22 protein-coding genes and 1 pseudogene are annotated in these 26,445 nt (G+C 64.2%); 13 read left to right on the top strand and 10 right to left on the bottom strand.

The annotated features are described in order from the left end of the window. Positions 1-66 precede the first annotated feature (66 nt). The 3 genes from NKL06_RS09210 to NKL06_RS09200 form a co-directional block, all read right to left on the bottom strand. Positions 67-1,440 (bottom strand): glutamate--cysteine ligase, encoded by a 1,374-nt coding sequence (locus NKL06_RS09210; RefSeq protein ID WP_023692353.1) that lies wholly within the window; start codon positions 1,438-1,440, stop codon positions 67-69. 114 nt (positions 1,441-1,554) lie between these two features. After that, on the bottom strand, positions 1,555-2,289 hold the full coding sequence (locus NKL06_RS09205; protein ID WP_023692352.1) for a 16S rRNA (uracil(1498)-N(3))-methyltransferase: 735 nt from the start codon (positions 2,287-2,289) through the stop codon (positions 1,555-1,557). Positions 2,290-2,320: 31 nt separating this feature from the next. Continuing rightward, the gene (locus NKL06_RS09200; protein ID WP_023692351.1) at positions 2,321-2,968 is read right to left on the bottom strand and encodes a hypothetical protein; all 648 of its coding nucleotides are present in this window, start codon (positions 2,966-2,968) and stop codon (positions 2,321-2,323) included. Positions 2,969-3,054: 86 nt separating this feature from the next. On the opposite strand from NKL06_RS09200, the gene NKL06_RS09195 reads away from it, so the two are divergent. Further along, positions 3,055-3,753 carry a type 1 glutamine amidotransferase gene (locus tag NKL06_RS09195; protein WP_023692350.1) on the top strand — a complete coding sequence of 233 codons (699 nt, stop codon included), beginning with the start codon at positions 3,055-3,057 and terminating at the stop codon, positions 3,751-3,753. A 277-nt stretch (positions 3,754-4,030) separates the two neighbouring features. Beyond that, positions 4,031-4,171, top strand: a complete 141-nt coding sequence (locus NKL06_RS09190) for a hypothetical protein (protein ID WP_006206855.1) — start codon at positions 4,031-4,033, stop codon at positions 4,169-4,171. Here the strand turns inward: NKL06_RS09190 and NKL06_RS09185 are convergent. From NKL06_RS09185 to NKL06_RS09175, 3 genes are read right to left on the bottom strand one after another with little or no spacing between them, the layout of a single operon-like run. Next, positions 4,168-4,935, bottom strand: a complete 768-nt coding sequence (locus NKL06_RS09185; RefSeq protein ID WP_023681837.1) for a metallophosphoesterase family protein — start codon at positions 4,933-4,935, stop codon at positions 4,168-4,170. The two genes, NKL06_RS09190 and NKL06_RS09185, sit on opposite strands and share 4 nt — an antisense overlap. Before the next feature lie 55 nt (positions 4,936-4,990). Next, the gene (locus NKL06_RS09180) at positions 4,991-6,127 is read right to left on the bottom strand and encodes an alpha-hydroxy acid oxidase (protein ID WP_023681836.1); all 1,137 of its coding nucleotides are present in this window, start codon (positions 6,125-6,127) and stop codon (positions 4,991-4,993) included. A gap of 12 nt (positions 6,128-6,139) precedes the next feature. After that, positions 6,140-6,937 carry an FCD domain-containing protein gene (locus NKL06_RS09175; protein ID WP_023692349.1) on the bottom strand — a complete coding sequence of 266 codons (798 nt, stop codon included), beginning with the start codon at positions 6,935-6,937 and terminating at the stop codon, positions 6,140-6,142. Between the two features lie 205 nt (positions 6,938-7,142). On the opposite strand from NKL06_RS09175, the gene NKL06_RS09170 reads away from it, so the two are divergent. The 4 genes from NKL06_RS09170 to glcF all read left to right on the top strand — a co-directional run bounded on the left by NKL06_RS09170 (position 7,143) and on the right by glcF (position 12,997). Continuing rightward, complete coding sequence (locus NKL06_RS09170; RefSeq protein ID WP_023686827.1) at positions 7,143-8,465, top strand: DUF3422 family protein; 1,323 nt, start codon at positions 7,143-7,145, stop codon at positions 8,463-8,465. A gap of 259 nt (positions 8,466-8,724) precedes the next feature. Next, positions 8,725-10,221 carry an FAD-linked oxidase C-terminal domain-containing protein gene (locus NKL06_RS09165; RefSeq protein WP_286439457.1) on the top strand — a complete coding sequence of 499 codons (1,497 nt, stop codon included), beginning with the start codon at positions 8,725-8,727 and terminating at the stop codon, positions 10,219-10,221. Between the two features lie 234 nt (positions 10,222-10,455). Beyond that, positions 10,456-11,667, top strand: coding sequence for an FAD-binding protein (locus NKL06_RS09160; protein ID WP_023692347.1), 1,212 nt, complete (start codon positions 10,456-10,458; stop codon positions 11,665-11,667). A 4-nt stretch (positions 11,668-11,671) separates the two neighbouring features. Continuing rightward, positions 11,672-12,997, top strand: coding sequence for a glycolate oxidase subunit GlcF (gene glcF / locus NKL06_RS09155; protein WP_023692346.1), 1,326 nt, complete (start codon positions 11,672-11,674; stop codon positions 12,995-12,997). A gap of 4 nt (positions 12,998-13,001) precedes the next feature. Here glcF and NKL06_RS09150 read toward each other — a convergent pair whose 3' ends face one another. Next, complete coding sequence (locus NKL06_RS09150; RefSeq protein ID WP_023692345.1) at positions 13,002-13,922, bottom strand: bifunctional 5,10-methylenetetrahydrofolate dehydrogenase/5,10-methenyltetrahydrofolate cyclohydrolase; 921 nt, start codon at positions 13,920-13,922, stop codon at positions 13,002-13,004. 267 nt (positions 13,923-14,189) lie between these two features. Then, entirely contained in the window at positions 14,190-14,933 is a 744-nt protein-coding gene (locus NKL06_RS09145; protein WP_023692344.1) for a L,D-transpeptidase, read from the bottom strand. A 209-nt stretch (positions 14,934-15,142) separates the two neighbouring features. Between NKL06_RS09145 and NKL06_RS09140 the strand changes: the two are divergent. Beyond that, positions 15,143-15,780, top strand: a pseudogene (locus NKL06_RS09140) (DNA-3-methyladenine glycosylase I). A 126-nt stretch (positions 15,781-15,906) separates the two neighbouring features. Here the strand turns inward: NKL06_RS09140 and NKL06_RS09135 are convergent. After that, positions 15,907-16,152 (bottom strand): hypothetical protein, encoded by a 246-nt coding sequence (locus tag NKL06_RS09135; RefSeq protein ID WP_023692341.1) that lies wholly within the window; start codon positions 16,150-16,152, stop codon positions 15,907-15,909. A 203-nt stretch (positions 16,153-16,355) separates the two neighbouring features. On the opposite strand from NKL06_RS09135, the gene hisS reads away from it, so the two are divergent. From hisS to NKL06_RS09110, 5 genes are all read left to right on the top strand, one after another. After that, a complete protein-coding gene (gene hisS / locus NKL06_RS09130; protein ID WP_352580185.1) occupies positions 16,356-17,861 on the top strand; it encodes a histidine--tRNA ligase in 1,506 nt (501 codons plus the stop codon). 172 nt (positions 17,862-18,033) lie between these two features. After that, the gene (locus NKL06_RS09125) at positions 18,034-19,152 is read left to right on the top strand and encodes an ATP phosphoribosyltransferase regulatory subunit (protein ID WP_023807582.1); all 1,119 of its coding nucleotides are present in this window, start codon (positions 18,034-18,036) and stop codon (positions 19,150-19,152) included. Next, complete coding sequence (gene hisG, locus NKL06_RS09120) at positions 19,149-19,850, top strand: ATP phosphoribosyltransferase (RefSeq protein WP_023692339.1); 702 nt, start codon at positions 19,149-19,151, stop codon at positions 19,848-19,850. The genes NKL06_RS09125 and hisG overlap by 4 nt, the downstream gene beginning before the upstream one ends. Before the next feature lie 234 nt (positions 19,851-20,084). After that, on the top strand, positions 20,085-21,845 hold the full coding sequence (locus tag NKL06_RS09115) for an AMP-binding protein (RefSeq protein WP_023692338.1): 1,761 nt from the start codon (positions 20,085-20,087) through the stop codon (positions 21,843-21,845). 95 nt (positions 21,846-21,940) lie between these two features. Next, positions 21,941-23,044 carry a calcium:cation antiporter gene (locus tag NKL06_RS09110; RefSeq protein ID WP_023692337.1) on the top strand — a complete coding sequence of 368 codons (1,104 nt, stop codon included), beginning with the start codon at positions 21,941-21,943 and terminating at the stop codon, positions 23,042-23,044. A 107-nt stretch (positions 23,045-23,151) separates the two neighbouring features. On the opposite strand, the gene NKL06_RS09105 is transcribed toward NKL06_RS09110, so the two are convergent. After that, positions 23,152-24,060, bottom strand: a complete 909-nt coding sequence (locus NKL06_RS09105) for a hydrogen peroxide-inducible genes activator (RefSeq protein WP_023667719.1) — start codon at positions 24,058-24,060, stop codon at positions 23,152-23,154. 140 nt (positions 24,061-24,200) lie between these two features. On the opposite strand from NKL06_RS09105, the gene katG reads away from it, so the two are divergent. Next, a complete protein-coding gene (gene katG, locus NKL06_RS09100; protein WP_023692336.1) occupies positions 24,201-26,396 on the top strand; it encodes a catalase/peroxidase HPI in 2,196 nt (731 codons plus the stop codon). Positions 26,397-26,445 lie beyond the last annotated feature (49 nt).

The raw sequence follows: 26,445 nt of genomic DNA, 5'->3' as shown, positions 1-26,445 counted from the left end.
GAGGGAGAACCTAGTTCGTTTCGATGTTCGATTGAAGCGGCTTTTGCCGCTGCTCAAGGCGCGACGCTAATACGCATATTCCATGAACACCGGCTCGATCGAGCCGCCCCAGCGCGTGTGGTAGGCCGACAGCATTTCCTCAGCACTGGTGGTACCGCGCGCCACGACTTCGTCCAGCGTGTTGAGGAACGAGGTCTCGTCATAGCCGTCGCGGTTCTTCCTGCCGCGATTTTTCAGCCCAAGGCGCGAAATCGTCATTACATCGCGGCCGATCTCACGCAGCGTCGTGTTGCGGAACGGCGCGGAAATGCCTTGTTCCGGCACCGCATTGCGCATCGCCAGCGTTTCTTCATACGTCCAGCTCGAAGTCAGCGCCTCGGCGGCGTCGAGCGCGGCCTCGTCATAGAGCAGCCCGACCCAGAAGGCCGGCAGTGCGCAGATGCGGCGCCACGGCCCGCCATCGGCGCCGCGCATTTCGAGGAAGCGCTTCAGCCTGACGTCGGGGAACAGCGTCGACAGATGGTTCGCCCAGTCGCCCATGGTCGGCAGTCCGTCTGGTACTTCATTGCGGGCAGCGCCGGCCATGAACCGGCGGAAGGTGATGTGCGTCATGTCGTGATAGTGGCCGTCGCGGATGACGAAATACATCGGCACGTCGAGCGCCCATTCGACATAGTCGGCAAAGCCGAACTCGGGCGAGAAGCAGAATTCGAGCAGGCCCGAGCGCTGGTTGTCGGTGTCGCGCCAGATGTCGCCGCGCCAGCTCTGCAGCCCGTTCGGCCGGCTGTCGGTGAAGGGCGAGTTGGCAAACAGCGCCGTCGACAGTGGCTGCAGCTTCAGCGACACCTGCATCTTGCGGCGCATGTCGGCTTCGCTTTCGAAGTCGAGGTTCACCTGGATGGTGCAGGTGCGATACATCATGTCGAGACCCTTGGTGCCGACCTTGGGCATGTAGCGGGTCATGATTTCGTAGCGCGATTTCGGCATTTTCGGCGTCTCGGCCAGCGACCATTTCGGGCTGCCGCCGAGGCCGAGAAAGCGGATGCCCATCGGCTCGGCGATCTCGCGGACCTGCGCCAGATGCGCATTGCCCTCGCGACAGGTCTGGTGGATCGTTTCCAGCGGCGCGCCCGACAGCTCGAACTGGCCACCAGGCTCCAGCGAGATCGCGCCCTGTCCGGTCGGCTCGACCAGGCCGATGATGCGGCCGTCATCGATGATCGGGTCCCAGCCGAGCTTTTGCTGCATGCCTTCGAGGATGGCGCGGATGCCGCGCTCGCCGCCATAGGGCACCGGCGCGTTCCCGTCGACATAGAAGGGGAACTTCTCGTGCTCGGTCCCGATGCGCCACTTGTCGCGCGGCTTGTTGCCTTCGGCCAGATGCTCGACCAGTTCGTCGATGCCTTCGATTGCCCGGAAATCGGTTGTGTCGCGCGCCATGGGGCCCCCTCTGCGGCTCTCGGAGCCCGCCGGCGCTAAATGGACGAAATGTCAGCAGCCGATCAAGCGAAAAATCCTGAGCCACAGGTCAACAGGAATTGATCTTTACGCTTCTTACCAGTCTCCGACCGTCGCCTGCATCACCGCAAGCGCCGCCACCGCTGCCGTATCGGCGCGCAGGATGCGCGGTCCGAGCGGGATGGCGGTGACGAAGGGGAGCGCCCGCAGCATCTTGCGTTCCTCGTCGGAAAAGCCGCCTTCCGGTCCGACCATCAGCGCCAGTTTCTTTTCCCTCAACCCCTGCAGCGCTGGCAGTGGATTGTTGGTCGAGGCATCCTCGTCGCAGAAGATAAGCCGGCGTTCCTTGTCCCAGCCGGAGAGCAGGCGCTCGAATTTCTCGGCCTCGCGCACTTCCGGCACCGCCAGTATGCCGCATTGCTCGGCCGCCTCGACGACATTGGCGCGCAGCCGGTCGATGGAGGGTTTTGCCACTTGCGTGTGCTGGGTGATCACCGGCTGCAGGATGCCGGCGCCCATCTCGACCGCCTTCTGCACGAGATAGTCGAGCCGGCCCTGTTTCAGCGGCGCGAAGCAATAGATCAGGTCAGGCAGGGGCGGTTGCGGTCTCTGCGAGGCCAGCACCTTCAGCCGCACCGCCCTTTTCGACCTGGTGGCAATCGCCGCCGACCACTCGCCGTCGCGGCCGTTGAAGACCAGGATCTCGGCGCCTTCGCCGAGCCGCAGCACATGCATGAGATAATGGCTCTGCTGCTGGCCGGCATCGAATTCGATGCCTGCCGCGAGGTCGTCCGGCACGAACAGCCGCTGCATCTTGTAATTGGCGCGCATCGCCGAGGAATGGGCGAGGCGGTGCCTGGCGTCAAGTCTCGGCGGAACGATGCCACACCGGTTCAAAACCGTGCCGCAGCACCGAAACGGTCGTGGCCGGTGTGAGCAGGCGCAGCGACCGGCCGGCAAGGCTGTCGAAGGCCGCCGCATCGCCATAGCCTGCGAACGACCAGGGCAGCGCGTTGCCGCCGCGCAGCGCATAGGCCGAGCCGCCATCCGCGATCATCGCTCCGTCCGGCAATTCGGCAAGCTCTCCCATGGTGACATCAGGTGGCTTGCCGCCGGAAGCCAGCCGCTCCTTGTGCAGCCGCTTGTCCACCATTGGCGCGCGCGGTTCGTTTACACCGAAGACTTTGCCGAAACGCCCGACAAAATCCGTGGCTCGCTCACGCCGGCAATAGAAACAGGGACGGTGCCCGGCGGCCAGCGCCGTCACCTCGTCGAGGAAGAACAACTCGGTCCAGCCGGCCCTGCCGCCCGGCCTGTTCCTGCCCATCGGCTCGCGCCGCACATTGCGGAATTGGCAGACGCAGATGATCCAGGCCGGCAAGGCCCAACGCTTTTTCAGCAGCGTCTTGGTCTCAGGATCGTGGATGATGCCGCGATTGCCGGTGAACAGGCCGCGCTCGGATATGGCATGGATGGCGCCGAACGGATCGACCCGGTTCTGCAGTGGCATAGCTCTCTCCCGAATACGCATCTTGGCTGCAATACGGGCGACATGATATCGCTCGTCGCGTCATTTCATGTCAGCAGGGTTTTGCGATGCGGGTGCTGGTGGTCCAGAACTACGACAACACCGGCCTTGGCCAGGTTGGTGCCGCGCTCGCCGAAGCCGGCGCCGATCTCGACCTGCGCCGGCCCTACAAGGGCGATGCGCTGCCGGACGACGCGACCGGACACGATGCCATGGTGATGCTTGGCGGCGGTCAGAATGCGCTGGCCGACGATGACTACCCGTATTTCCCGGCGCTGCTCGAACTGACCCGCGATTTCGCCGCCAAGGATCGCTCGGTTCTCGGTATCTGCCTGGGCAGCCAGTTGGTTGCCCGCACTTTCGGCGGTGAGAACCAGATCGGCGGCGCCTCGGAATTCGGCTGGCACAAGGTATCGCTGACGCCGGACGCCAGAACCGATCCGGTGCTTGGCGCACTTCCCCAGGATTTCCCCATCTTCGAATGGCACGACGACACTTTCGCGCTGCCGTCAAATGCGGTGCGGCTTGCCGGCAGCGAAATTGCTGAGAACCAGGCGTTCCGAATCGGCCGCGCCGTCTACGGCTTCCAGTTCCATTTCGAGGCCGACCGGCCGATGGTGAGGGACTGGAGCACGTCCTTCGCGCCGCTGATTGCCGATCGCCATCCCGACTGGCACGATCGCCTCGACAGCGAAATGGCTCTCAACGGCCCCGAGGCTGATGCCGCGGGCTTGGCCATTGCCCGCGCCTGGGTGGCGACGATCTGAACCCAGCCAACGCGCGGCCGTTGCATAATTGGCACGCGGCGGGGAATCTGCCGGGGACAACTTCTTTCGTCCTTGGTTTGTGGCCGAACGCCATCCTACAAGGCGCGCGCTATGCATCGGCAATGCAACCGCGATGAACCTTCTGTGTGATCCGCGCGACACACCGCCGATACAGAATCGACCTACAAGCGCGAAATCGTCGAAACTTTGAGACGAATTCTCGGTTTCAACCCATTGGTAACCGCCTCGTGCCCAGATGCAGGAAGCTCAACTAGAGATGACGTCCGTGAAAGCAGCGCTTCTGTCCTTTGTCATGCTGTCTGCCATCGTTTTGTGCGGTCTCGGCATTTATTCCGCCGATGCAGCCAACAACCATCAGGCCGTCGACGGCTACGGCGTCACCGCCGCGCTTCGCTAAAACGCTTTTCCCTGCACAGTCAGGATACGCTTGTCCGCGCCGTCCACGGCGAGCGCGCTGAGCATGCCTGACTGCCAGGCGAGTGTGTCGACATTGACGCGGTTCGGCATCACCTCCGCCTGCGGCACCGGTGTGTGGCCGTGCACGATCACCTTCGGGTAAAGCCCTGGATGGTTGTGGAAGACGTCGCGGATCCAGACCAGATCCTGCGGGCTCTGGCTCGCCAGCGGCACGTCAGGCCTGACGCCGGCATGGCATAAGAAGAAATCACCTGATATCAGTGACAATTGCAGCGACCGCAGGAAGTCGACATGGGCTTGCGGTACAGCATTGACCAGTGCCTGGTGTCCCCGCCGTAACGCCTCGGCCTTGCCGAACCAGCTTGCGTGTCCCGCTAAGTCGACACCATAGGATTGTGCCGTCTGCACGCCGCCATAACGGATGAACAGCCCTTCCGGGTCAGGCTCGTCGAGAAAGTCGAGGAAGCCGATATCGTGGTTGCCGGCGAGCATCAGATGCCGCGGATCGCGTTTCTGTGCCTCGATCAGGAAGTCTATGACGCCCTTGGACTCTGGTCCGCGGTCGACATAGTCGCCGAGGTGGATGACGCGCCAATCGCTGGTCGGCTTGTATTCGAGTTCGCTCTCGATGCGGCGATGCATGGCGGCGAGCAGATCGAGCCGGCCATGCACGTCGCCGATCGCATAGAGGCGCATGCCATCGGGTGCGCGCGCGTCGAGGTAGTGGATGCCGGTCTCGGTCAAGGCGGCTTCGTCTCCGTGATCCAGCGAGGCTAGGGTCTAATCGGTGAACAAGACCCTAGCGCCGCAACTGGTCCTTGCCCATGTCGGTCACCAGCCGCTTGCCGCACAGTGCCAGCGTGATGTCCATCTCCTTGCGGATGATGTCCAGCGCCAGGGTCACGCCTTGCTTGCCCATGGCGCCCAATCCGTACAGGAACGGGCGGCCGATATAGGTGCCCTTGGCGCCGAGGCAAAGCGCCTTCAGCACGTCCTGGCCCGAGCGGATGCCGCCGTCCATATGCACCTCGATCCTGTCGCCGACGGCATCGGCGATCTCTTCCAGCGCCATGATTGACGACGATGCGCCGTCGAGCTGGCGCCCGCCATGGTTGGAAACGATGATGGCGTCGGCGCCGGTCTCGACCGCCATCAGCGCGTCCTCCTTGTCGAGAATGCCTTTCAGGATCAGCTTGCCGCCCCAACGTTCCTTGATCCAGGCGACATCCTTCCACGACAGATGCGGGTCGAACTGCTCCGTCGTCCACGATGCCAGCGAAGCGACGTCGCCGACGCCCTTGGCATGGCCGACAATGTTGCGGAAGGTGCGGCGCTTGGTGCCGGCAATGCCCATCAGCCAGCGTGGCCGCATGGCGATGTTGGCAATGTTGGCCAGCGTCATCTTGGGCGGCGCCGACAGCCCGTTGCGGACATCCTTGTGGCGCTGCCCCAAGATCTGCAGGTCGAGCGTCAACACCAGCGCCGAGCATTTTGCAGCCTTCGCCCTGTCGATCAGGTCGAGCACGAAATCCTTGTCGCGAAGCACGTAGAGCTGGAACCAGAACGGCTTCTTGGTCACCGACGCGACATCCTCGATCGAGCAGATGCTCATCGTCGACAGCGTGAACGGCACGCCGAATTCCTCTGCCGCCTGCGCGGCCAGCATCTCGCCATCGGCATGCTGCATGCCGGTCATTCCAGTTGGGGCAAGCGCCACCGGCATCGCCACTTTCTCGCCGATCATGGTCGATTCCAGCGAGCGGTTGCTCATGTCGACCAGTACGCGCTGACGGAATTTTATCTTCTGGAAGTCCTCTTCGTTGGCGCGGTAGGTGCTTTCGGTCCAGGCGCCGGAATCGGCATAGTCGAAGAACATCTTCGGCACCCGCCGGCGCGCCAGGTCCTTGAGATCGGCAATGGTGAGGATGTCGCTCATGGTGGTTCCTCGTTAGCCAGTCGTCTTGAAGCCGTCGTCGGCGTCGGAGCGCTGCTTAAGCCTGAGCCGCGACACGCGCTGCCAGTCGCCGCTGCGTTCGGCCTCGAGCATCGAGCGCTCGACATAGGAGATATGGTCCATCGCCGCTTGGCGGGCAGCTGAGGGATCGCCGGCCTTCACGGCTTTGTAGATCGCGCCGTGCTGGGCCAGCAGCGCCTCGCGCGCTCCGGGCACGCTGAACACCAGAAGCCGGTTCTGGAACACGCCTTCAGACAGCAGCCGGTAGCAGGAGCGCAGCGTGTGCAAGAGGATGATGTTGTGCGCGCATTCGCACACAGCATGGTGGAACTCGACGTCGATTTCCGCCTCGTCGTCGAAATCGCCGGTGCGGTGCGCCTCGTCCATGCGCGCCACGATGCGGTCGAGCAGCGCAATGTCGTCCGCTGTCGCGCGCCGCGCCGCATATTCGGCCGCAACACCTTCGATCTCGCGGCGGTATTCCAGATAATCGGTCACCGCCTTGCGGTGCATCGAGATGAGGTCGGTCACCGGCTTGGTGAACAACTGGCCGATGACGTCGGCGACATGGGTGCCGCCGCCGGCCTTGGTGATCAGCAGCCCGCGCCCTTCCAGCGCCTTCAGCGCATCGCGCAGGATCGGCCGCGACACGTCGAACTGGCGCGCCAGCTCGCGCTCGCCCGGCAGCCGGTCGCCGGTGCGCAGCACGCCTTCAAGGATCAGGCTTTCGATCTGCTGCACCACCTCGTCGGCGGTGCGCGAATGCTCGATCCTGGAGAAAATATCGCTCAACGGGGGCCTGGGAAATTGAACCGGCGTCGCGCAAGATAAAGCCAGCGTCGCCAACTGGTCAAATTATTTATCCAATTTGCCCAATCGGGTCGGTCTGCGCGTCGCGCCGGCAGGACCTACGATGCTAGACTTTGGTGTTTACGCGCCTCATGGATTGCCTTTAGAGGACGCCATCACACGAAGGGTCGAGAACAGGGGGACCACCGTGTCGGACGAGACGTCCAACCTCGAATTCCAGCCGCGCGCCCAGGGCAGCGTGATGGGCTTTCCCGCGCATGAGGGACGGCCCGGCGCGATCGGCGAGGTCCATGCCCGGCCGCATCCGCTGATCGAGAAGCCGCGCGTGCTTGTGCAACTCGCCTTCATGACCGAGGGCGGCTCCGGCGTCGACATGGCCGTGCTCTCCGAACTGTCGCGGCGCCTCGGCATCGCGGCGCCCGACCGTCATGCCCGCCACCACGCCATGAAGTGGGGCAAGGGCACGCTGCGCTGGGAGCGGCATACGGAATTCTCGACCTATCTTTGGGAAGGGCCGCTTGCCGAAAGCGGCAGGGCGCAGGAGGATTCTCCTTTCGGCAACGGGTTCTCGCCGCCGGGAACGGTGATCTCAGGCATAAGGCTGGAGATCCGCAAATGGACGCCGGCAAGCGAGAAGCTGATTGCGGCCTTCGACCCGACGAGCCTCTGCTATTCGCTGGTCGAGCGCGGCAATGCGGCCATCGTCACCGATTTCCGCCAGGACGGCGACGGCCTGACCCGCATCCTGGTGCTTGATCGCGGCCTGACGCCGGCGCGGACCGGGGCGCTGTCGCAGCGGCTGATCGACGTCGAGACCTACCGCACGCTTGCCATGCTCGGCCTGCCGCTGGCGCTGACCCTGTCGAGCCGCGCCCGCCGCATCGAAGACCGGTTGGCGCAGACCACGCTGGAAATGAAGGTCACTGAAACCCGCGACAGCCAGACGCTGCTCGCCGACCTGACCGAGCTTGCCGCCGAGCTGGAAGCCGATGCCGCCTCCAGCCTCTATCGCTTCGGCGCCAGCCGCGCCTATGACGGCATCGTTGTCGAGCGGCTGGAGGCGCTGGACGAAGAAGCCGTGCCCGGCTACGACACTTGGGGCGGCTTCCTGCAGCGGCGGGTGGCGCCTGCCATGCGCACCTGCCGTTCGGTCGAGGAGCGCCAGGCCAACCTGTCGCGCAAACTAACCCGCGCCACGACGCTGCTGCGCACGTGGGTTGATGTCGAGGTCGAGAAGCAGAACCGCGATCTGCTGGCGTCGATGAACAACCGCGCCCGGCTGCAACTGCGGTTGCAGCAGACGGTCGAGGGCCTGTCGGTGGCAGCAGTGTCCTACTATGTCGTCGGTCTGATCTCCTACCTTGCCAAGGGCGCCTCGATCTTCGGCCATGCCATTGCGCCCGAAGTCGTCACCGCCGCCTCGGTGCCGGTCGCCATCGTGCTGGTCTGGTGGGGGGTGCGGCGAGTGAGGCGGATGCACTCCGAGCCGGCGAAACATCCGGGGGAGTAGGAGCGCACTTTACCCTCCCCCTTGTTGGGAGGGTCGATCCGCATAGCGGATCGGGGTGGGGGTGCTCGTAAAGAGCTTTCGTCGCGCGGACCCCCACCCCGCTCACTGCGTTCGCGACCCTCCCCACAAGGGGGAGGGTGAATAGCGGCAGATTGCCGCTGCGGAAGGCGGGCAGTACGCTCTTTGCCCGACGCGGTGTTTGCAACATCCGAATGTAATTGGTAAAAGATTTTTACCAGCCAAGCGGAGAACGCCGCCGATGTCCGGCCTTGTCATGCCCAAGCCAGACGACGCCACTATGCGAAGGCGGGCGGAGATCGTCGCCGACATGCGCATCATCGTGCCGGGCGAGGGCGTCGTCGACGCCACCAATGAGATGCGCGCCTTCGAAAGCGACGGCCTCACCGCCTACCGGCAATTGCCGCTGGTCGTGGTGCTGCCGGAAACGGTGGCGCAGGTGTCGCGCATCTTGAAATACTGCAACGACCGCAACATCCGTGTCGTGCCGCGCGGCTCCGGAACCTCGTTGTCGGGCGGCGCGCTGCCGCTCGAGGATGCCGTGCTGCTGGTCATGAGCCGCTTCAACCGCATCCTTGCCATCGACTATCCCGACCGCATCGTCGTCGCTCAGCCAGGCGTCACCAATCTTGGCATCACCATTGCCGTCGAGCAGGAGGGCTTTTACTACGCCCCTGACCCATCCTCCCAGATCGCGTGCTCGATTGGCGGCAATGTCGCGGAAAATTCCGGCGGCGTGCACTGCCTGAAATACGGCCTGACCGCCAACAATGTGCTCGGCATCGAGATGGTGCTGATGAACGGCGAGGTGGTGCGCCTGGGCGGCAATCATCTGGACTCGGAAGGCTATGATCTCCTCGGCGTCATGACGGGGTCCGAAGGCCTGCTCGGCGTCGTCACCGAGGTCACCGTGCGCATCCTGAAAAAGCCGGAGACGGCCCGCGCTCTGCTGATCGGCTTTCCGACCAGCGAGCAGGGCGGCCAATGCGTCGCCGACATCATCGGCGCCGGCATTATCCCTGGCGGCATGGAGATGATGGACCGGCCGGCGATCCATGCCGCGGAAGATTTCGTCCATGCCGGCTACCCCCTTGATGTCGAGGCGCTGCTGATCGTCGAACTCGACGGGCCGGGCGTCGAGGTCGATCACCTGATCGGTCTCGTCGAAGCGATCGCCTATAGGAACGGCTCCACCACCTGTCGCATCTCGCAATCCGAACAGGAGCGGCTGAGTTTCTGGGCCGGCCGCAAGGCGGCCTTCCCGGCGGTCGGCCGCATCTCGCCCGACTATTACTGCATGGATGGCACCATCCCGCGCAAGGAATTGCCGCGTGTGCTCGCCGGCATGCGCGAACTGTCGGAGAAATACGGCCTTGGCGTCGCCAATGTCTTCCACGCCGGCGACGGCAATCTGCATCCGCTGATCCTCTACGACGCCAACGTGCCGGGCGAACTCGACAAGGCGGAAAGTTTTGGCGCCGACATCTTGCGGCTCTGCGTCAAGGTCGGCGGCGTCTTGACCGGCGAGCACGGCGTCGGCGTCGAGAAGCGCGACTTGATGCCTGAAATGTTCGACCAGATCGACCTCGATCAGCAAATGCGCGTCAAATGCGCCTTCGACCCCAATCATTTGCTCAACCCCGGCAAGGTGTTTCCACAACTGCGCCGCTGCGCGGAGCTTGGGCGCATGCACGTGCATCGCGGCCAGGTGGCGTTTCCGGACATTCCGAGGTTTTGATGGGGGCGGAATGTCTCACGTCGGCGATCCTTCGCGCCCCCCTCTGTCCTGCCGGACATCTCCCCCACAAGGGGGGAGATCACCAGTCATCTCTGCCTTCGCCAATCTTCGACGTTGCTAGAGAAGCGCGGTCGCCAAAGCTGCTAATCTCCCCCAAGTGGGGGAGATGTCCGGCAGGACAGAGGGGGGCGCGAAGGAACTCGACGTCTCTGCACTCGCAAGCGGCGCGTCGCCATGACCACCTTCACTCCCACCTCATCCACCGAAGTCCTCTCCACCGTCCAATGGGCGGCTGCGGAGGAATCGCCGCTGGAGACCATCGGCCACGGCTCCAAGCGCGGCATCGGCCGGCCACAGCAGAGCGAACACACGCTCGATCTTTCGAAGCTCACCGGCGTCACCCTCTACGAGCCGGCCGAACTGGTGCTGTCGGCGAAGGCCGGCACACCGCTTTCCGATATAGAAAGCCTGCTCGCCGAAAACGGCCAGCAACTTGCTTTCGAGCCGATGGACTACGGCCCATTGTTCGGCGGTATCAAGGGAAGAGGCACGATCGGCGGCGTGCTTGCCGCCAACCTGTCCGGCCCGCGCCGGCTGAAGGCGGGCGCCGCGCGCGACCATATCCTTGGCATCAATGCGGTTGCCGGACGCGGCGAGGCCTTCAAGTCCGGCGGCCGCGTCGTCAAGAATGTCACCGGCTACGATCTGTCGAAGCTGATGGCCAACAGCTGGGGCACGCTGGCCGTGTTCACCGATGTCACCTTCAAGGTGCTGCCGGCGGCCGAGACCGAGGTGACGCTTGCCATGCGCGGCCTACTCGACGATGCCGCCTCTGCCGCCATGGCGCTGGCGCTCGGCTCCAGCGCCGAAGTGTCGAGCGCGGCCCATCTGCCCGAACGCATCGCCGCGCGCGTTGCCGGGGGCAGTCTAGGCACCGACGCTGCAACGCTGCTGCGCGTCGAAGGGTTTGGCCCATCGGTCGCCTATCGCATTGAGGCGCTGAAGACCCTGCTGAAAAATGCCGGCCCGCTGCAGGAGATCGCAGGTGAGACATCACATACCCTCTGGCGTGACATAAGGGACTGCACGCCATTCGCCGACCGTAGCGAAAAGCCGGTCTGGCGCGTCTCCATGGCGCCGTCTCAGGCCCATCAGATGGTGCTGACGCTGCGCATGCAGATCGGTGTCAGCGCCTTCTACGACTGGCAGGGCGGGCTGGTCTGGCTGCGCATGGAGGAGGGCGATCCCGAGGCCGCCCTGCTGCGCGGGCTGATCAGAAAGCTTGGCGGCGGCCACGCCACGCTGGTGCGCGCCACCCCTTCGCATCGCGCCGCCGTCCCGGTGTTCGAGCCGCAGGCACCGCATAAGGCCGCACTGTCGGCGCGGCTCAAGGCCGAGTTCGATCCCAAGTCCATCCTCAATCCCGGCCGCATGGCCCAAGGCTAAGATAATGCAAACCAACTTCTCCCTTGCCCAGCTCGCCGATCCGCATGTCGCGGAATCGGAGAAGATCCTGCGCAAATGCGTGCATTGCGGCTTCTGCACCGCCACTTGCCCGACCTATGTGACATTGGGCAACGAGCTGGATTCGCCACGCGGGCGGATTTATCTCATCAAGGACATGCTGGAGAACGGCCGCCCGGCCGACAAGCAGATCGTCACCCATATCGACCGTTGCCTGTCCTGCCTGGCCTGCATGACCACCTGCCCGTCGGGCGTCAATTACATGCACTTGGTCGACCATGCCCGCGCCCATATCGAGGAAACTTACAAGCGGCCGCTGCTCGATCGGCTGATCCGCGCCATGCTGTCCATGGTGCTGCCCTATCCCACACGCTTTCGCGCCGCGCTGAAGTTGGCGAAACTGGGCAAGCCATTCATTGGCCTATTCGAAAGGCTGCCGGCGCTGAGGCCGCTGGGTGCGATGCTGAAGCTGGCGCCGGCATCGATCCCGGCGGCCTCGCCGATGGCCTCTCCCGGCGTCCATGCCGGCAAGGGGACGAAGAAAGGTCGCGTCGCCATCCTCACCGGCTGCGCCCAATCGGTACTCGACCCCGCCATCAACGAGACGACGATTGCATTGCTGACCAGGCTTGGCGTCGAGGTCGTGGTGCCGCAGGGCGAAGCCTGCTGTGGCGCGCTGGTCCATCATATGGGCCGCGAGGCAGCAGCCCTTGCCTCGGCCCGGCAGAATGTCGATGCGTGGACGCGTGCCATCGACCAGGGCGGGCTCGATGCCATCGTCATCACCGCGTCCGGCTGCGGCACAACGATCAAGGACTACGGCTTCATGCTGCGCCTCGATCCGGCCTATGCCGACAAGGCCGCGCGGGTCTCGGCGCTGGCCAGGGACATTACCGAATATCTCGCAAGCCTCGACCTGCCCGAGCCGGTGCGCAAACCCGGCACCGTCGTCGCCTATCACTCCGCCTGCTCGATGCAGCACGGTCAGAAGATCATCCGCCAGCCGAAGGAGCTGCTGTCCAAGGCGGGCTTCGTCGTGCGCGAACCGCGCGAGGGGCATCTGTGCTGCGGCTCCGCCGGCACCTACAACATCCTGCAGCCGGAGATTTCCGCAAGGTTGCGTGACCGCAAGGTGAAGAACATTGAGGCGACCGGCGCGGAGATCGTTGCCACCGGCAACATCGGCTGCATCACCCAGATCGCTTCCGCCGCGAAGCTGCCGGTGGTGCACACGATCAAGCTGCTCGACTGGGCCTATGGTGGTCCGAAGCCGGAGGGCGTCTCCGAAGGAAACCTGGTCGCCGCCGAGTAAGCAGCTATTCCGCTGCCAGCCGGTCCACCACGCCATACGTCGCCTGGTAGCGCGCGCGCTGGCGGCTGAGCGCTACCATTGTGTTGCGCAGCAGGATCGCCACGGTGATCGGACCGACGCCGCCGGGCACCGGCGTGATCCAGGACGCGACTTCCTTCACGCTCTCGGTGTCGACGTCGCCGACGATGCGGCTCGCGCCGTCCGGGCCGATCTCGGAATTGATGCCGATGTCGATGACGGCCGCACCGGGCTTCACCATGTCGGCCTTGATCAACCGCGGCTTGCCGACGGCGACGAACAGCGCATCGGCGCGGCGCGCATGTGCCGCCACCGAGCGCGTCATGTGATGGCACACCGTCACCGTTGCGCCTTCGCTCATCAGCAGGAAGGCAATCGGCTTGCCGACGATCTCGGAATGGCCGACGACGACAACTTCGAGCCCCTTGAGGTCGAGGCCGGTTTCCTTGAGCAGCTCGACTGAGGCCGCAGCCGTGCAAGGCGCGAGGTCGAGCTGGTTGTAGACGATATTGCCGATCGACGCCGGATGCATGCCCTCGACGTCCTTCAGTGGATGCACCGCCGCTTGCAGCGTCTTGATCGGGATATGCGCCGGCACCGGCCGCTGGATGATGATGCCGGTGACGCGCGAGTCGGCGTTCAGGCCGTGGATCGCCGCCTCGAGTTCGCCGGCGCTGATGTCGGCGGGGAACCGCCGCTCCTCGAAACCGATGCCGGCAAGCGCGGCCTTGGCGCGCTGGTTGCGCACATAGACATCGACGGCAGCGGTATCGCCGACGGTGATCGACACCAGCTTGGGCGGAAAACCTTCGGCGGTGGCGATGGCGGCATCCTCGCGCACGGATGCCATGATGCGCTGGGCGACCGGGCCGCCCCGGAGATAGCGGCTATCGTCTGGCGGAGACATGGCTGAACCTTTGCAGCGAGTTTGGCGCAGGGGAGTTTGGCCGTCCCTATAGCAGGGGAAATGCGGCAAGGCAGCGTGAAAGCGAACCGTCATCCCCCTGGCGCGTTCTGGCGCAGCCTGGCTCAGCTATAGCCGCAAAGAGAAAGGGCAGCGCGGTTTCCCAGGCTGCCCTTTCCTGACTGGCCGCATCCCCACACGGCCCGTCCCCCGTAAACTCTTCCCGACCCTGAAGGTCTAACCTTCTGGACCAGATGATTCGGTAGGCGACTATATCACGACCACGGTGGTTCCAACATTGACCCTCTCGTAAAGGTCAACCACGTCCTCGTTGCGCATGCGGATACAGCCGGAAGACACCGAGCCGCCGATGGTCCATGGCTGGTTGGTGCCGTGGATGCGGTATTCCGTCGTGCCGAGATAGAGCGCGCGGGCGCCGAGCGGGTTCTCTTCGCCACCGGCCAGATAGGTCGGGAGGTAGCGGCCCTTGGCGGCCTCGCGCTTGATCATCTCCGCTGGCGGGCGCCAGTCCGGCCAGACGCGCTTGTTGGTGATCTTGTGCGTGCCAGACCATTCGAACCCAGGCTTGCCGGTGCCGACGCCATAGCGCCGCGCCTTGCCGTTCTTCTCGACCAGGAACAGGAAGTTCTGCGTCGTATCGATGACGATCGTGCCCGGCTTCTGCGGGCCGTCATAGGCGACTTCCTGCGGCAGGTAGAGCGGATTGATCTGCGGCCGCATCACCACGCGCTTGGCCGGCGCCTGCACGGAAGCAGTGCGCACCCGATCGGGTCGCGCCGGCTGCGCATAGCGAACGCGCGGCTGTTGGACCACCTGTCGGCTCTGCCGCACGATGCCGGGCGCGCGGCCAAGCTGCAGCACCCAGGGTGCGGAAAGGTCGGGGCTCACCATCACCGGCGGCCTGTCGGCATAGCGGTCGTTGGCGGCAGAGGAGGTGACGCCGGCGGCCAGAATGGCCACGGCGCCGAGCACGGAACGCAAAAAGATCTTCATCGGAACGCACCTTGATCGTCGAACGGACGGAGGCGGAACTTGCCCCCGGTTGCGCGATCCTTGGCGCGAAGCGGCAACCGAAACATGAATCGGAATGCGTAAAATGCCGCTTTGTCAGTAAACCTTTTGGTGTGGTTACCGCCGGGTTCAGGAATCTGGTAAAGCCGCGGTAAATGCAGCGCGAAAGCGCGTTAACGGATGGATTGGCCATGGCGCAAGACAACACCGGACTGCTTACCGGCTCCGACGGGATCACGCGCTGCTTCTGGCACGGCAATCTGCCGGACTATCTGCACTACCACGACCATGAATGGGGCCGGCCGGTCGCCGACGACCGCAGGCTGTTCGAAAAGATCTGCCTCGAAGGCTTTCAGTCCGGCCTGTCCTGGCTGACCATTCTGCGCAAGCGCGAGAATTTCCGCGAGGCCTTCGCCGGTTTCGACTTCGACAAGGTCGCTGCCTTCACCGACGAGGATGTCGAGCGCCTGGTCGCCAATGCCGGCATCATCCGCCACCGCGGCAAGATCGTCTCGACCATCAACAACGCCAAACGGGCGTGCGAAATGGTCGACGAGTTCGGCTCGCTGGCCGCCTGGTTCTGGAAGTTCGAGCCGGGGCCGAAGGAGCGGCCGGCGGTGGTGGACATGGCGCATCTACGCGCCAACCCGACGACAGGGGTCTCGATCAGGATTTCGAAGGAGTTGAAAAAGCGCGGCTGGACCTTTGTCGGCCCGAGACGGTCTACGCCTTCATGCAGGCGATGGGTCTGGTCAACGACCATCTCGAAGGCTGCGTGTGCCGGGAGCAGGTGGAGAAGGAACGCAAGGCCTTTAAGAGGCCGAAGTAGGGCGCTGTCCCCTACCTCCCCCTTGTGGGGAGGTCGCGCCGAAGGCGCGGGTGGGGGTATCTTGGCGCTGCACCCCCACCCCGACGCTACGCGTCGACCCTCCCCACAAGGGGGAGGGTAAGGAACTCACGTCCCGCTGGCGCCCGTCAGAAAAAGCCCGGCGACAATCGCCGCCAGTGCCGCAAAGGCCGGATAAATCACCAGCAATCCAGTCATCAGCGCCTCGCGCATGGTCGAACCCTTGCGCTCGTCGGCAGTGACCTCAAACGGACCGGGGCTCGCCGTCACCTGCGCACGGCTCTCGGCCGGCCGCAGCCGGACTTCATGCAAGCCGTCGTCTCTGATATCGAATTTGCGTTCCGCCGTGGTCATTGGCCCAACCCCTTGTGTCGGCACGCTTATCGGCTCTGATTGTGTCGGCACGATGCCGCGCCGATGGCGGAATTGTTTCCTTTTGGTGCGTTTCGTTTCGAAGGAGAAGGAAAGAGCGCAAACCCTTGCCGCACCAAGCCGCTTCGGTTAGGACACGCCCACTCCAAACAAGTCATCGATTACTAAGCGAAAAGACCCATCCCATGGCCGACAAATCGGAAAAGACGAAAGCGCGGCTGCCGCGCGGCTTTGCCGACCGCAGCGCCGACGATATCCGCGCCGTCGAGAAGATGATGGCGACGATCCGTTCGGTCTATGAGCTCTACGGTTTCGAGCCGGCCGACCAGCCGCTGATCGAGTACACCGATGCGCTCGGCAAATTCCTGCCCGACCAGGACCGGCCGAACGAAGGCGTTTTCTCGTTCCAGGACGATGATGAGCAGTGGCTGTCGCTGCGCTATGATTTGACTGCGCCGACGGCGCGTTTCGTCGCCGAGAATTTTGAGAAGCTGCCGAAACCCTATCGCAGCTACCGCTCCGGCTGGGTGTTCCGCAACGAAAAGCCCGGCCCGGGCCGCTTCCGCCAGTTCATGCAGTTCGACGCCGACACGATCGGTACGCCGGGCGTCGCAGCCGACGCCGAGATGGCCATGATGATGGCCGACGTGATGGAAGCGCTTGGCATCAAGCGTGGCGACTACGTCATCCGGGTCAACAACCGCAAGGTGCTGGATGGCGTGCTGGAGGCGATCGGCCTTGGCGGTGACAACAATGCCGGCCGCCGGCTGACCGTGCTGCGCGCCATCGACAAGCTGGACAAGCTCGGGCCGGAAGGCGTGAAGCTTCTGCTTGGGCCGGGCCGATGGGATGGCGGCAAGGAAGGCGAGGGCGACTTCGCCAAGGGCGCTGGTTTGGACGACGGGCAAGCTGAAGCAGTTCTTCTCGCCACGGCAAGGAACGCACAGGTCGACCAGGTTTCCATAGTGAGCTCGAACTCGACTTACCAAGAAGGCGTCGGCGAGCTCGCGACGATTGAAGCCCTGGTCAGGGCGGCCGGATATGGCGAAGATCGCATCGCCATGGACCGCTCCGTCGTGCGCGGCCTCGAATACTACACCGGCCCGGTCTTCGAAGCCGAATTGCTCGCCGAAATCCCCAACGAAGACGGCCAGATCGTGCGCTTCGGTTCGGTCGGCGGTGGCGGCCGCTATGACGGGCTGGTCTCGCGCTTCCGTGGCGAGCCGGTGCCGGCTACCGGCTTTTCGATCGGCGTCTCCCGCCTGATGACGGCGCTGAAGAACCTCGGCAAGCTGGACCCCACCGATGTCATCGCGCCGGTCGTCGTGCTGGTCATGGACAAGGATACCGATAGCCTTGGCCGCTACCAGAAGATGGTCGCAGAGCTACGCGCCGCCGGCATCCGTTCCGAAATGTATCTCGGCGGCGCCGGCATGAAGGCGCAGCTGAAATATGCCGACCGCCGCGGCAGCCCGGTCTCCGTTATCCAGGGCGGCGATGAGCGCGCCAAGGGCGAGCTGCAGATCAAGGATCTGATCGAAGGCGCGCGGATGTCGGCTGAGATCACCGACAACGCCGAATGGCGCGCCGCAAGACCGGCACAGGTCACGGTGCCGGAGGCTGAGCTGGTCGCCGAGGTGAAGAAGATTTTGGCTGCGCAGGCCGCTGACCGTGCGAAGGGTGGCGCTTGAACGCCCCCCTCTGGCCTGCCGGCCATCTCCCCCTCAAGGGGGGAGATTGGATGTTGCGTAGGCTTTCGCCAATCTCCGCCGGTGAAGAAGAGGCGCTGCGCCGTAAGCTGCCAATCTCCCCCCTTGAGGGGGAGATGGCCGGCAGGCCAGAGGGGGGTGCCTCGCGCCGCCCATGACCTCCCGCCCCGCCATCGCATCCGAAATCACCAAGCTCTTCGCCACCCGCAACACCCATGCGGTGGAGGTCGCCGTGCTGCAGCCGGCCGATCCGTTCCTCGACATGGCCGGCGAGGATTTGCGCCGCCGCATCTTCCTCACCGAAAGCGAGACCGGCAAGACGCTGTGTCTGCGGCCGGAATTCACCATCCCCGTCTGCCTCGACCACATCGCCTCGCAGGCCGGCACGCCGCGCCGCTATAGCTATCTCGGCGAAGTGTTCCGCCAGCGCCGCGAGGGCGGCAACGAGTTTTTCCAAGCCGGCATCGAGGATCTCGGCGACCGCGATACGGCCAAGGCCGATGCGCGTTCGCTGGCCGATGCGCATGCGCTGCTGCAGCTGGTGCTGCCGGCGCAACCTCTTGCGATCACGCTCGGCGACCAGACCATCTTCGAGGCGGTGCTGGCGGCCCTCGGCCTGCCGCGCGGCTGGCGCATGCGACTTGCGCGCGCCTTCGGTTCGGCGCCGATGCTGCAGGCAGCGTTGTCCGATCTCGCCAACCCGCCACGCAACGGTCAGCTTGACGGCGAAGTCGCGGCCCTTGTCCTCGATGGCGATCTCGAAGCGCTTTCCGCCCACATTGCCGGCGGCATGGAAGAGGCCGGCCTGCTGGCATCCGGCGGACGCGCGCCCGCCGACATTGCCCGGCGGCTGATCGAAAAGGCCGAACTGCGCAGCGTGCGGTTGTCGAACGAAGCGTTTGCGGCGCTCAGGGATTTTCTCGCCATCGACGTGCCGCTCGACGGCGCGAGTGCTGCGCTCGAAAGTTTTGCGGCCTCTGCCGGGCTTTCGCTGGGCGCGGCGCTGGAAAAATTCGCCGCCCGCGCCAAAGCCATCGAGGCACATGGCCTGCCTGCAAAGACGATCCGCTACGACGCTGCCTTCGGCCGTCCGCTGGATTACTACACCGGCATCGTCTTCGAGATCGCAGCACTTGGTGGCGAGCGGCCGCTGGCCGGCGGCGGTCGCTACGACCGGCTGCTGACCCTGCTCGGCGCCAAGACGCCGATCCCCGGCGTCGGCTTCTCTGTCTGGCTCGACCGCATCGAAGCGCTGCGGGGAGAGCCGCAATGATCACGCTGGCGATCCCATCGAAAGGCCGGCTCAAGGAGCAGGCCGTGGAGGTACTGGCCAGGGCCGGGCTTGCCGTCAGCCTGCCCGGCGATGAGCGCCAGTACCGCGCCCGCATCGACGGCACTGAGGGCATCGAGGTGGCGTTCCTGTCGGCGTCCGAAATCGCCGGCGAGATTGGGCAAGGTTCGGTCGACCTCGGCATTACCGGCGAGGATCTGCTGCGCGAAAACCTCGCCGACTGGGAGGCGCGCGCCGAAATCGTCGCTCGCCTCGGCTTCGGCCATGCCGATGTCGTGGTCGCGGTGCCCGCCATCTGGCTCGACGTCGATACCATGGCCGATCTCGACGATGTCGCCGCCGATTTCCGCCAGCGCCACGGCAGGCGGCTGAGGATCGCAACCAAATATTGGCGGCTGACGCAACAATTCTTCTCGCAAAAGCACGGCATCCAGGTTTACCGCATCGTCGAAAGCCTCGGCGCCACCGAAGGCGCGCCGGCGGCAGGCCTTGCCGATGTCATCGTCGACATCACCACCACCGGCTCGACCCTACGCGCCAACCATCTCAAGGTGCTGGCCGATGGGGTTGTGCTGAAGTCGCAGGCCTGCCTCGTGGCTGCCAGGAAAGATCGTGCTGCTGCGGATGAGGCGCTAGTGCGGGAAATAGCCGCGAAGATGAGCGCGCTCCCTCCCCCTTGAGGGGAGGGTGGACAGCCGCCAAAGGCGGATGGACGGGTGGGGTCGCTCCGGCAGTGCTCGACGCGAGACGACCCAAGCCGGGTCGACCGTGAGCAAGGAAGTCGAGCACTTCGCCGAGGGTCCCACCCGCCTCGCTTCGCGAGGCACCCTCCCCGCGAGGGGGAGGGGAACCGCCTCTACTTTCCACCATCCCATCAGGCTGATAGGCTCGCCATATCCCGGGAGGAAACGGCGATGGCGATCAATCTCGACGAGCTCAAGAACGCCACCAATCTGCGCGGGCGCGGCAGGGCTTTCATCGCTCCGCTCGACGGCCGGGCACATGTGTCGGGCGACCGTTCGGTGCCGCTGCTCGACAAGACGATCCCTCAGCTTTTCTCCGGCACGGTCAGCAAATACGCCACGCAGGATGCTGCCGTCTTCGTCGGCCAGGACAAGCGCTTCACCTGGAGCGAATTGTCGGACACGGTCGATACGCTCGCCGCCGGCTTCCTGGCGCTCGGCCTCGAAAAAGGCGACCGTGTCGGCATCTGGTCGCCCAACCGCTGGGAATGGCTGGTCACCCAATTCGCCACCGCTCGCATCGGCCTGATCCTGGTCAACATCAACCCGGCCTACCGGCTGACGGAGCTGGAATATGCCCTCAACAAGGTCGGCTGCAAGGCGCTGGTCACCGCCGCCAGTTTCAAGACCTCCGACTATCTCGGCATGATCGAGACGCTGGCGCCTGAGCTCGCCAAGGCCACCCCCGGCAAGCTCAAGGCGCAGAAATTGCCGGCGCTGAAGATCGTCATCCGCATGGGCGATGACAACTCGCCCGGCATGTTCAATTTCGCCGACGTGCTGTCGATGGCCGGCCGTGACGAGCATGACAGCCTCGACCGCATCTCCGAAGGGTTGAAGCCGGGCGAAGCCATCAACATCCAGTTCACTTCGGGCACGACGGGCGCGCCCAAGGGCGCGACGCTGACCCACACCAACATCGTCAACAACGGCAATTTCGTCACCGCGGCAACCAAGCTCACCGTCGACGACCGGCTCTGCATCCCGGTGCCGCTCTACCACTGCTTCGGCATGTCGATGGGCACGATGGGCTGCGTCACCAAGGGCGCGACCATGGTGTTTCCTGGCGAGGGTTTTGACGCCGGCGCGACGCTGAAGGCGGTGGCGCAGGAACGCTGCACCGGCCTCTACGGCGTGCCGACCATGTTCGTCGCCATGCTTGACCACGCCGACTTCACCAGCTTCGATCTCTCCAGCCTGCGCACCGGCATCATGGCGGGCTCACCATGCCCGATCGAGGTGATGAAGAAGGTGGTGACGCTGATGCATATGGAAGAGGTGACCATCGCCTACGGCATGACCGAGACCAGCCCGGTCTCGTTCCAGAGCAGCGTCGACGATCCGCTGGAAAAACGCGTCTCCACTGTCGGCCGCATCCATCCGCATGTCGAGGTCAAGGCCATCGACGCCGAGGGCGCCACCGTCGCCGTCGGCGCGCCGGGCGAGCTGTGCACCCGCGGCTATTCCGTCATGAAAGGCTACTGGGACGACGCGGAAAAAACCCGCGAGGCGATCGACGCCGACGGCTGGATGCACACCGGTGATCTCGCCACCATCGACGCCGAGGGCTATTGCAACATTGTCGGCCGGGTCAAGGACATGGTCATCCGCGGCGGCGAAAACGTCTATCCCAGAGAGGTCGAGGAATTCCTCTACCGCCATCCCAAGGTCAAGGAGGTGCAGGTGTTCGGCATTCCCGACGCCAAATATGGCGAGGAGCTGTGCGCCTGGATCGTGCTGAAGCCCAACCAGATCGCCACCGAGCAGGAGATCAAGAATTTCTGCGCCGGCCAGATCGCCCACTACAAAATCCCCCGCTACATCCGCTTCCGCACCGAACTGCCGATGACGGTGACGGGCAAGCCGCAGAAGTTTCTGATGCGGGAAGCGATGGTGGAGGAACTGGGGCTGGTGGTGCAGAAGACGGCTTGAGGGTTGAACGCCGGGGACGGGACTGCCGGGCTTCGAAACGACATTGGGGTGCTCGACAGGCTTCCGCAAGGTTCGCCGAACGCATTGGGGCTTGAATGACTGGTTTCGCACGATCAGCGACTTCCTATGCGATGCCTTTGGCCGCGCTGGCACTGGCCGTTGCGGTCAGAGTCAGCGGGCTATCGGTGGACGAAGGTTCGCCGAGCGTCAGGATTCTCGTCGGAGCGCTCTCGAGTGCGATCATGTTCATCACTATTTTCGTGGTGCTCGATCACGCCGAGGCGGTGGCCCACCGTGTGGGGGAGCCTTACGGCACATTGGTGCTGACTTTTGCCGTGACGGCAATCGAAGTGTCGATCATCGTTTCCATGATGCTGCATGGAGAGAACAACCCCACGCTTGCACGTGAATCGGTCTTCTCGACAGTGATGATTGCCTCCACCGGCGTTGTCGGAATGTGTCTCACGTTTGGCGGCTGGCGGCATCGCAAGCAGGCAATTGTCCGGCAAGGGACCAGCGCATATCTGGCGGTTTTGGCCGCACTGACCGTCATGACGCTTATCCTGCCGACCTACACGCGGACCACCGATCCCGGCACATTTTCGGCAGCTCAGCTTGGCCTGGTAAGCGTTCTTTCCGTGCTGCTCTATGCAAGCTTTGTGTTCGCGCAGACAGTCCGGCACCGGGACGATTTCATCGAAGGACTGGCACACGACCTTTCGGCGCGAACCGCCCCTCACAAAAGCATCTCTTCCAGCGCTCTGCTCCTGGTAATCGGACTGATCGGAATTGTCATGCTCGCCGAGCAGGTCGCCGCAAGTGTTGAAAATGCGCTCGTTGCTTACCAGGTGACCCAGGCTGACAGCATTGTGGGGGCAATGATCGCGGGTCTGGTTTTGATGCCGGAAGCCATTTCGGCGGTTCGCGCTTCACTCAACAATGAGCTGCAGCGCGGCCTGAATGTCGCAATGGGTTCGGCTTGCGCCACGATTGGTTTGACGATACCTGCGGTCGCAGCAGCCAGCCTGCTTACGGGACGAGGGTTGACCCTGGGGCTCCCGGAAGCTGACGCCGTACTTTTGGTTTTAGCGCTTTTCATATGCGGCGTAAGCTTTAGCAACGAAAGGACGACCTTCCTGACCGGAATCGTCCATGCCGTTGTGTTTTTTACGTATGTATTTCTGATATTTATCCCTTGAGGCTTTGGTGCGATCTGGCGACCAACCATCAAGGCGGGTATTCTCGAACGCGCCTGATTTGAGTTTCTTTTCGGGGTTCCCAAGGCGCCATCCAAGACCCGAACGACTCACACCCCCAGCACCGCCGCATCCAACCCCCGAATGATCTTCGCCAGTTCCACGCATTCATCATGCCGCACCTTGTTGCGGCGCCAGGCGAGGCAGATCGTGCGTTGCGGCATTGGCTCCTGGAACGGCACGATCTTGAGGTCCGGCATGGCGCTGGCCGGCCTTGCCGCCATTTCGGGGATGAGCGTGACGCCGAGACCATGCGCCACCATCTGCAGCAGCGTCGTCAGGCTGGTGGCGCCGTAGCTTGCCATCGCTACGGGACGCACGCTGCCGCACAGGGCCAGCGCCTGTTCGCGCAGGCAGTGGCCTTCCTCCAAAAGCATCAACCGCTCCAGCGCCGGGCTTTCCGGCGGCACCGGTGGCGAGGCGAAGGCTGGATCTCCGGCTGGCACGGCGAGGAAGAAGCGGTCGGCGAACAGTTCCTCGGTGACCAGGCCCGGCTGCTCGAGCGGCAGCGCGGCGATGAAGGCGTCGAGCCGTCCGGTTGCCGTGTCCTCGACCAGTGATGCCGTCACTGCTTCGCGCAGTTCGAGCTGCAGGGACGGAAAATGCCGTTTCAGTTCCGGGAGCACATGCGGCAAAAGATACGGCGCCACGGTCGGGATGATGCCTAGCCGGAAGCGGCCTTCCATGGCCGGGCGGCCGCGCCGGGCCGTCGTCTCGACGTCGCTGATATCGCGCAGGATGCGCTCGATGCGTGGCAGCAGCGCTTGCGCCTCTTCCGTCATCCGCACCGTCTTGCCGCCGCGCTCGAACAGCCGGCAGTTCAGCCTTTGCTCCATCTCGGCGATTTGCGCGGACAGCGCCGGCTGGCTGACACCGGCGAGTTTTGCGGCGCGGCCGAAATGCAGCGTTTGCGCCAAAGCCTCGAAATATTGCATCTGCCGCACGGTCAAGCCAATCATAAGGAAAGCCTATCGCAACAAACAGGAAAGGCAATTTGTTTTTATCGAAGAGACGGCTTAGTCTGGAACCATTCCAGAGTGGCGCGGCTCCCGGCCGGCCCGGAAAAAACAACACATAAATCAGCAATTCGGAGGCCAAGATGGACGCGATGACCGACGACAACAGCGCCGGCAAATGCCCGGTCGCGCATGGAACCTCCGCCAGGACCAACCGCGACTGGTGGCCGAACCAGCTCGACATCGGCGTTCTCCACCAGCAGTCGAGCCTTTCGGACCCAATGGGCGAAGCTTTCGACTACGCCGCGGAGTTCAAGACGCTCGACCTCGACGCGGTGATCGAGGATTTGCACAAGGTGATGACGGATTCGCAGGATTGGTGGCCGGCCGATTTCGGCCATTACGGGCCGCTGTTCATCCGCATGGCCTGGCACAGCGCCGGCACCTATCGCATCGGCGACGGCCGGGGTGGCGCCGGTGCGGGCCAGCAGCGTTTCGCGCCGCTGAACAGCTGGCCGGACAACGCCAATCTCGACAAGGCGCGCCGGCTTTTGTGGCCGGTCAAGCAGAAATACGGCCGCAAGATCTCCTGGGCCGACCTGTTGATTCTCACCGGCAACGTCGCGCTGGAATCGATGGGCTTCAAGACCTTTGGCTTTGCCGGTGGCCGCGCCGATGTCTGGGAGCCCGAGCAGGATGTCGACTGGGGTTCGGAAACCAAGTGGCTCGACGACAAGCGCTATTCCGGCGACCGTGAGTTGCACGGCCATCTCGGCGCGGTGCAGATGGGCCTGATCTACGTCAACCCGGAAGGGCCGAACGGCAAGCCGGATCCGCTGGCCTCGGCCCGCGACATCCGCGAGACCTTCGGACGCATGGCAATGAACGATGAGGAAACCGTGGCGCTGATCGCCGGCGGCCACACCTTCGGCAAGACCCATGGCGCCGGTGATGCAACACTGGTCGGCGCCGAGCCGGAAGGCGCGGGCATCGAGGCGCAGGGCCTCGGCTGGTCGAGCAAGCATGCCACCGGCATTGCCGGCGACGCGATCACATCCGGCCTCGAAGTTACCTGGACGACGACGCCGACCAAGTGGAGCAACAACTTCTTCGACAATCTCTTCAACTTCGAATGGGAGCTGACCAAGAGCCCGGCCGGGGCCTATCAGTGGACGCCGAAGGGCGGCTCTGGCGCGGTTACGGTGCCGGACGCGCACAATCCCTCGAAGCGTCATGCGCCGGCAATGCTGACCACCGACCTCGCGCTGCGGGCCGACCCGGCCTATGAGAAGATCTCGCGCCGCTTCCATGAGCATCCGGAGCAGTTCGCCGATGCCTTCGCCCGTGCCTGGTACAAGCTCACCCATCGCGACATGGGGCCGGTCGTGCGGTATCTCGGCCCGTTGGTGCCGAAGGAAGAGCTGATCTGGCAGGATCCGGTTCCGGCCGTCGACCATGAGCTGGTCAGCGACCAGGACATCGCATTGCTGAAGGCCAAGATCCTGGCTTCGGGCCTCAGCGTTTCGCAATTGGTCTCGACCGCCTGGGCCTCGACCTCGACCTTCCGCAACTCCGACAAGCGCGGCGGCGCCAATGGCGCGCGCATTCGCCTGGCGCCGCAGAAGGACTGGGAGGTCAACCAGCCTGTCGAACTGGCTACCGTGCTGGCGAAGCTCGAAGCCATCCAGAACGAGTTCAACGCAAGCGGCAAGAAGGTCTCGCTGGCCGACCTCATCGTGCTCGGCGGCGTCGCCGCGGTCGAGAAAGCCGCAACGGATGGCGGCAATGCGGTGAAGGTTCCCTTCACGCCCGGCCGCACCGACGCCTCGCAGGCGCAGACCGACGTCCATTCCTTTGCGGCGCTCGAGCCGAAAATTGACGGCTTCCGCAACTATGTCAGGGGCAAACCGCCGATGTCGGTCGAAGCCATGCTGGTCGACCGGGCGCAACTGCTCAACCTGACGGCGCCGGAGATGACGGTGCTGGTTGGTGGCCTGCGCGTGCTCGGCGCCAACACCGGCGGCTCGAAGCATGGTGTGTTGACCGACAGGCCGGGCACGCTGACGAACGACTTCTTCGTCAACCTGCTCTCGATGAGCACCATCTGGGATCCGGCCTCCGAGCCGGGCTCGCATGAGGTCTATGAAGCACGCGACCGCAAGACCAGGGCAGTCAGGTGGACCGCCACACGCGCCGACCTGATCTTCGGCTCGCATGCGCAGCTGCGCGCGCTGGCCGAGGTCTACGGGTCGGCGGATGCCGGGCAGAAATTCGTTGGCGATTTCGTCAAGGCGTGGACCAAGGTGATGAACGCCGACCGTTTCGACATCGCTGCCTGATACAACCTCCCAAACGAAGGGCGCGGGCCGAGGCCCGCGCCCTTCGTTT

This window comes from Mesorhizobium sp. C268A (assembly GCF_040324475.1).
In the GTDB taxonomy this organism is placed as follows: domain Bacteria; phylum Pseudomonadota; class Alphaproteobacteria; order Rhizobiales; family Rhizobiaceae; genus Mesorhizobium.
The sequence above is the reverse complement of the archived record's forward strand: the minus strand, read 5'-3'. Positions and strand labels throughout refer to the sequence as shown.

Excerpts from the sequence above, each read along its gene's own strand:
- NKL06_RS09180 (WP_023681836.1), bottom strand. The coding sequence starts at position 6,127 with ATGAGCGACATCCTCACCATTGCCGATCTCAAGGACCTGGCGCGCCGG.
- NKL06_RS09190 (WP_006206855.1), top strand. The coding sequence starts at position 4,031 with ATGACGTCCGTGAAAGCAGCGCTTCTGTCCTTTGTCATGCTGTCTGCC.
- NKL06_RS09135 (WP_023692341.1), bottom strand. The coding sequence starts at position 16,152 with ATGACCACGGCGGAACGCAAATTCGATATCAGAGACGACGGCTTGCAT.
- NKL06_RS09115 (WP_023692338.1), top strand. The coding sequence starts at position 20,085 with ATGGCGATCAATCTCGACGAGCTCAAGAACGCCACCAATCTGCGCGGG.
- hisG (WP_023692339.1), top strand. The coding sequence starts at position 19,149 with ATGATCACGCTGGCGATCCCATCGAAAGGCCGGCTCAAGGAGCAGGCC.
- NKL06_RS09210 (WP_023692353.1), bottom strand. The coding sequence starts at position 1,440 with ATGGCGCGCGACACAACCGATTTCCGGGCAATCGAAGGCATCGACGAA.
- NKL06_RS09165 (WP_286439457.1), top strand. The coding sequence starts at position 8,725 with ATGTCCGGCCTTGTCATGCCCAAGCCAGACGACGCCACTATGCGAAGG.
- NKL06_RS09205 (WP_023692352.1), bottom strand. The coding sequence starts at position 2,289 with ATGCGCGCCAATTACAAGATGCAGCGGCTGTTCGTGCCGGACGACCTC.
- NKL06_RS09150 (WP_023692345.1), bottom strand. The coding sequence starts at position 13,922 with ATGTCTCCGCCAGACGATAGCCGCTATCTCCGGGGCGGCCCGGTCGCC.
- NKL06_RS09160 (WP_023692347.1), top strand. The coding sequence starts at position 10,456 with ATGACCACCTTCACTCCCACCTCATCCACCGAAGTCCTCTCCACCGTC.
- NKL06_RS09145 (WP_023692344.1), bottom strand. The coding sequence starts at position 14,933 with ATGAAGATCTTTTTGCGTTCCGTGCTCGGCGCCGTGGCCATTCTGGCC.
- NKL06_RS09195 (WP_023692350.1), top strand. The coding sequence starts at position 3,055 with ATGCGGGTGCTGGTGGTCCAGAACTACGACAACACCGGCCTTGGCCAG.
- NKL06_RS09110 (WP_023692337.1), top strand. The coding sequence starts at position 21,941 with ATGACTGGTTTCGCACGATCAGCGACTTCCTATGCGATGCCTTTGGCC.
- katG (WP_023692336.1), top strand. The coding sequence starts at position 24,201 with ATGGACGCGATGACCGACGACAACAGCGCCGGCAAATGCCCGGTCGCG.
- NKL06_RS09125 (WP_023807582.1), top strand. The coding sequence starts at position 18,034 with ATGACCTCCCGCCCCGCCATCGCATCCGAAATCACCAAGCTCTTCGCC.
- NKL06_RS09105 (WP_023667719.1), bottom strand. The coding sequence starts at position 24,060 with ATGATTGGCTTGACCGTGCGGCAGATGCAATATTTCGAGGCTTTGGCG.
- glcF (WP_023692346.1), top strand. The coding sequence starts at position 11,672 with ATGCAAACCAACTTCTCCCTTGCCCAGCTCGCCGATCCGCATGTCGCG.
- NKL06_RS09200 (WP_023692351.1), bottom strand. The coding sequence starts at position 2,968 with ATGCCACTGCAGAACCGGGTCGATCCGTTCGGCGCCATCCATGCCATA.
- hisS (WP_352580185.1), top strand. The coding sequence starts at position 16,356 with ATGGCCGACAAATCGGAAAAGACGAAAGCGCGGCTGCCGCGCGGCTTT.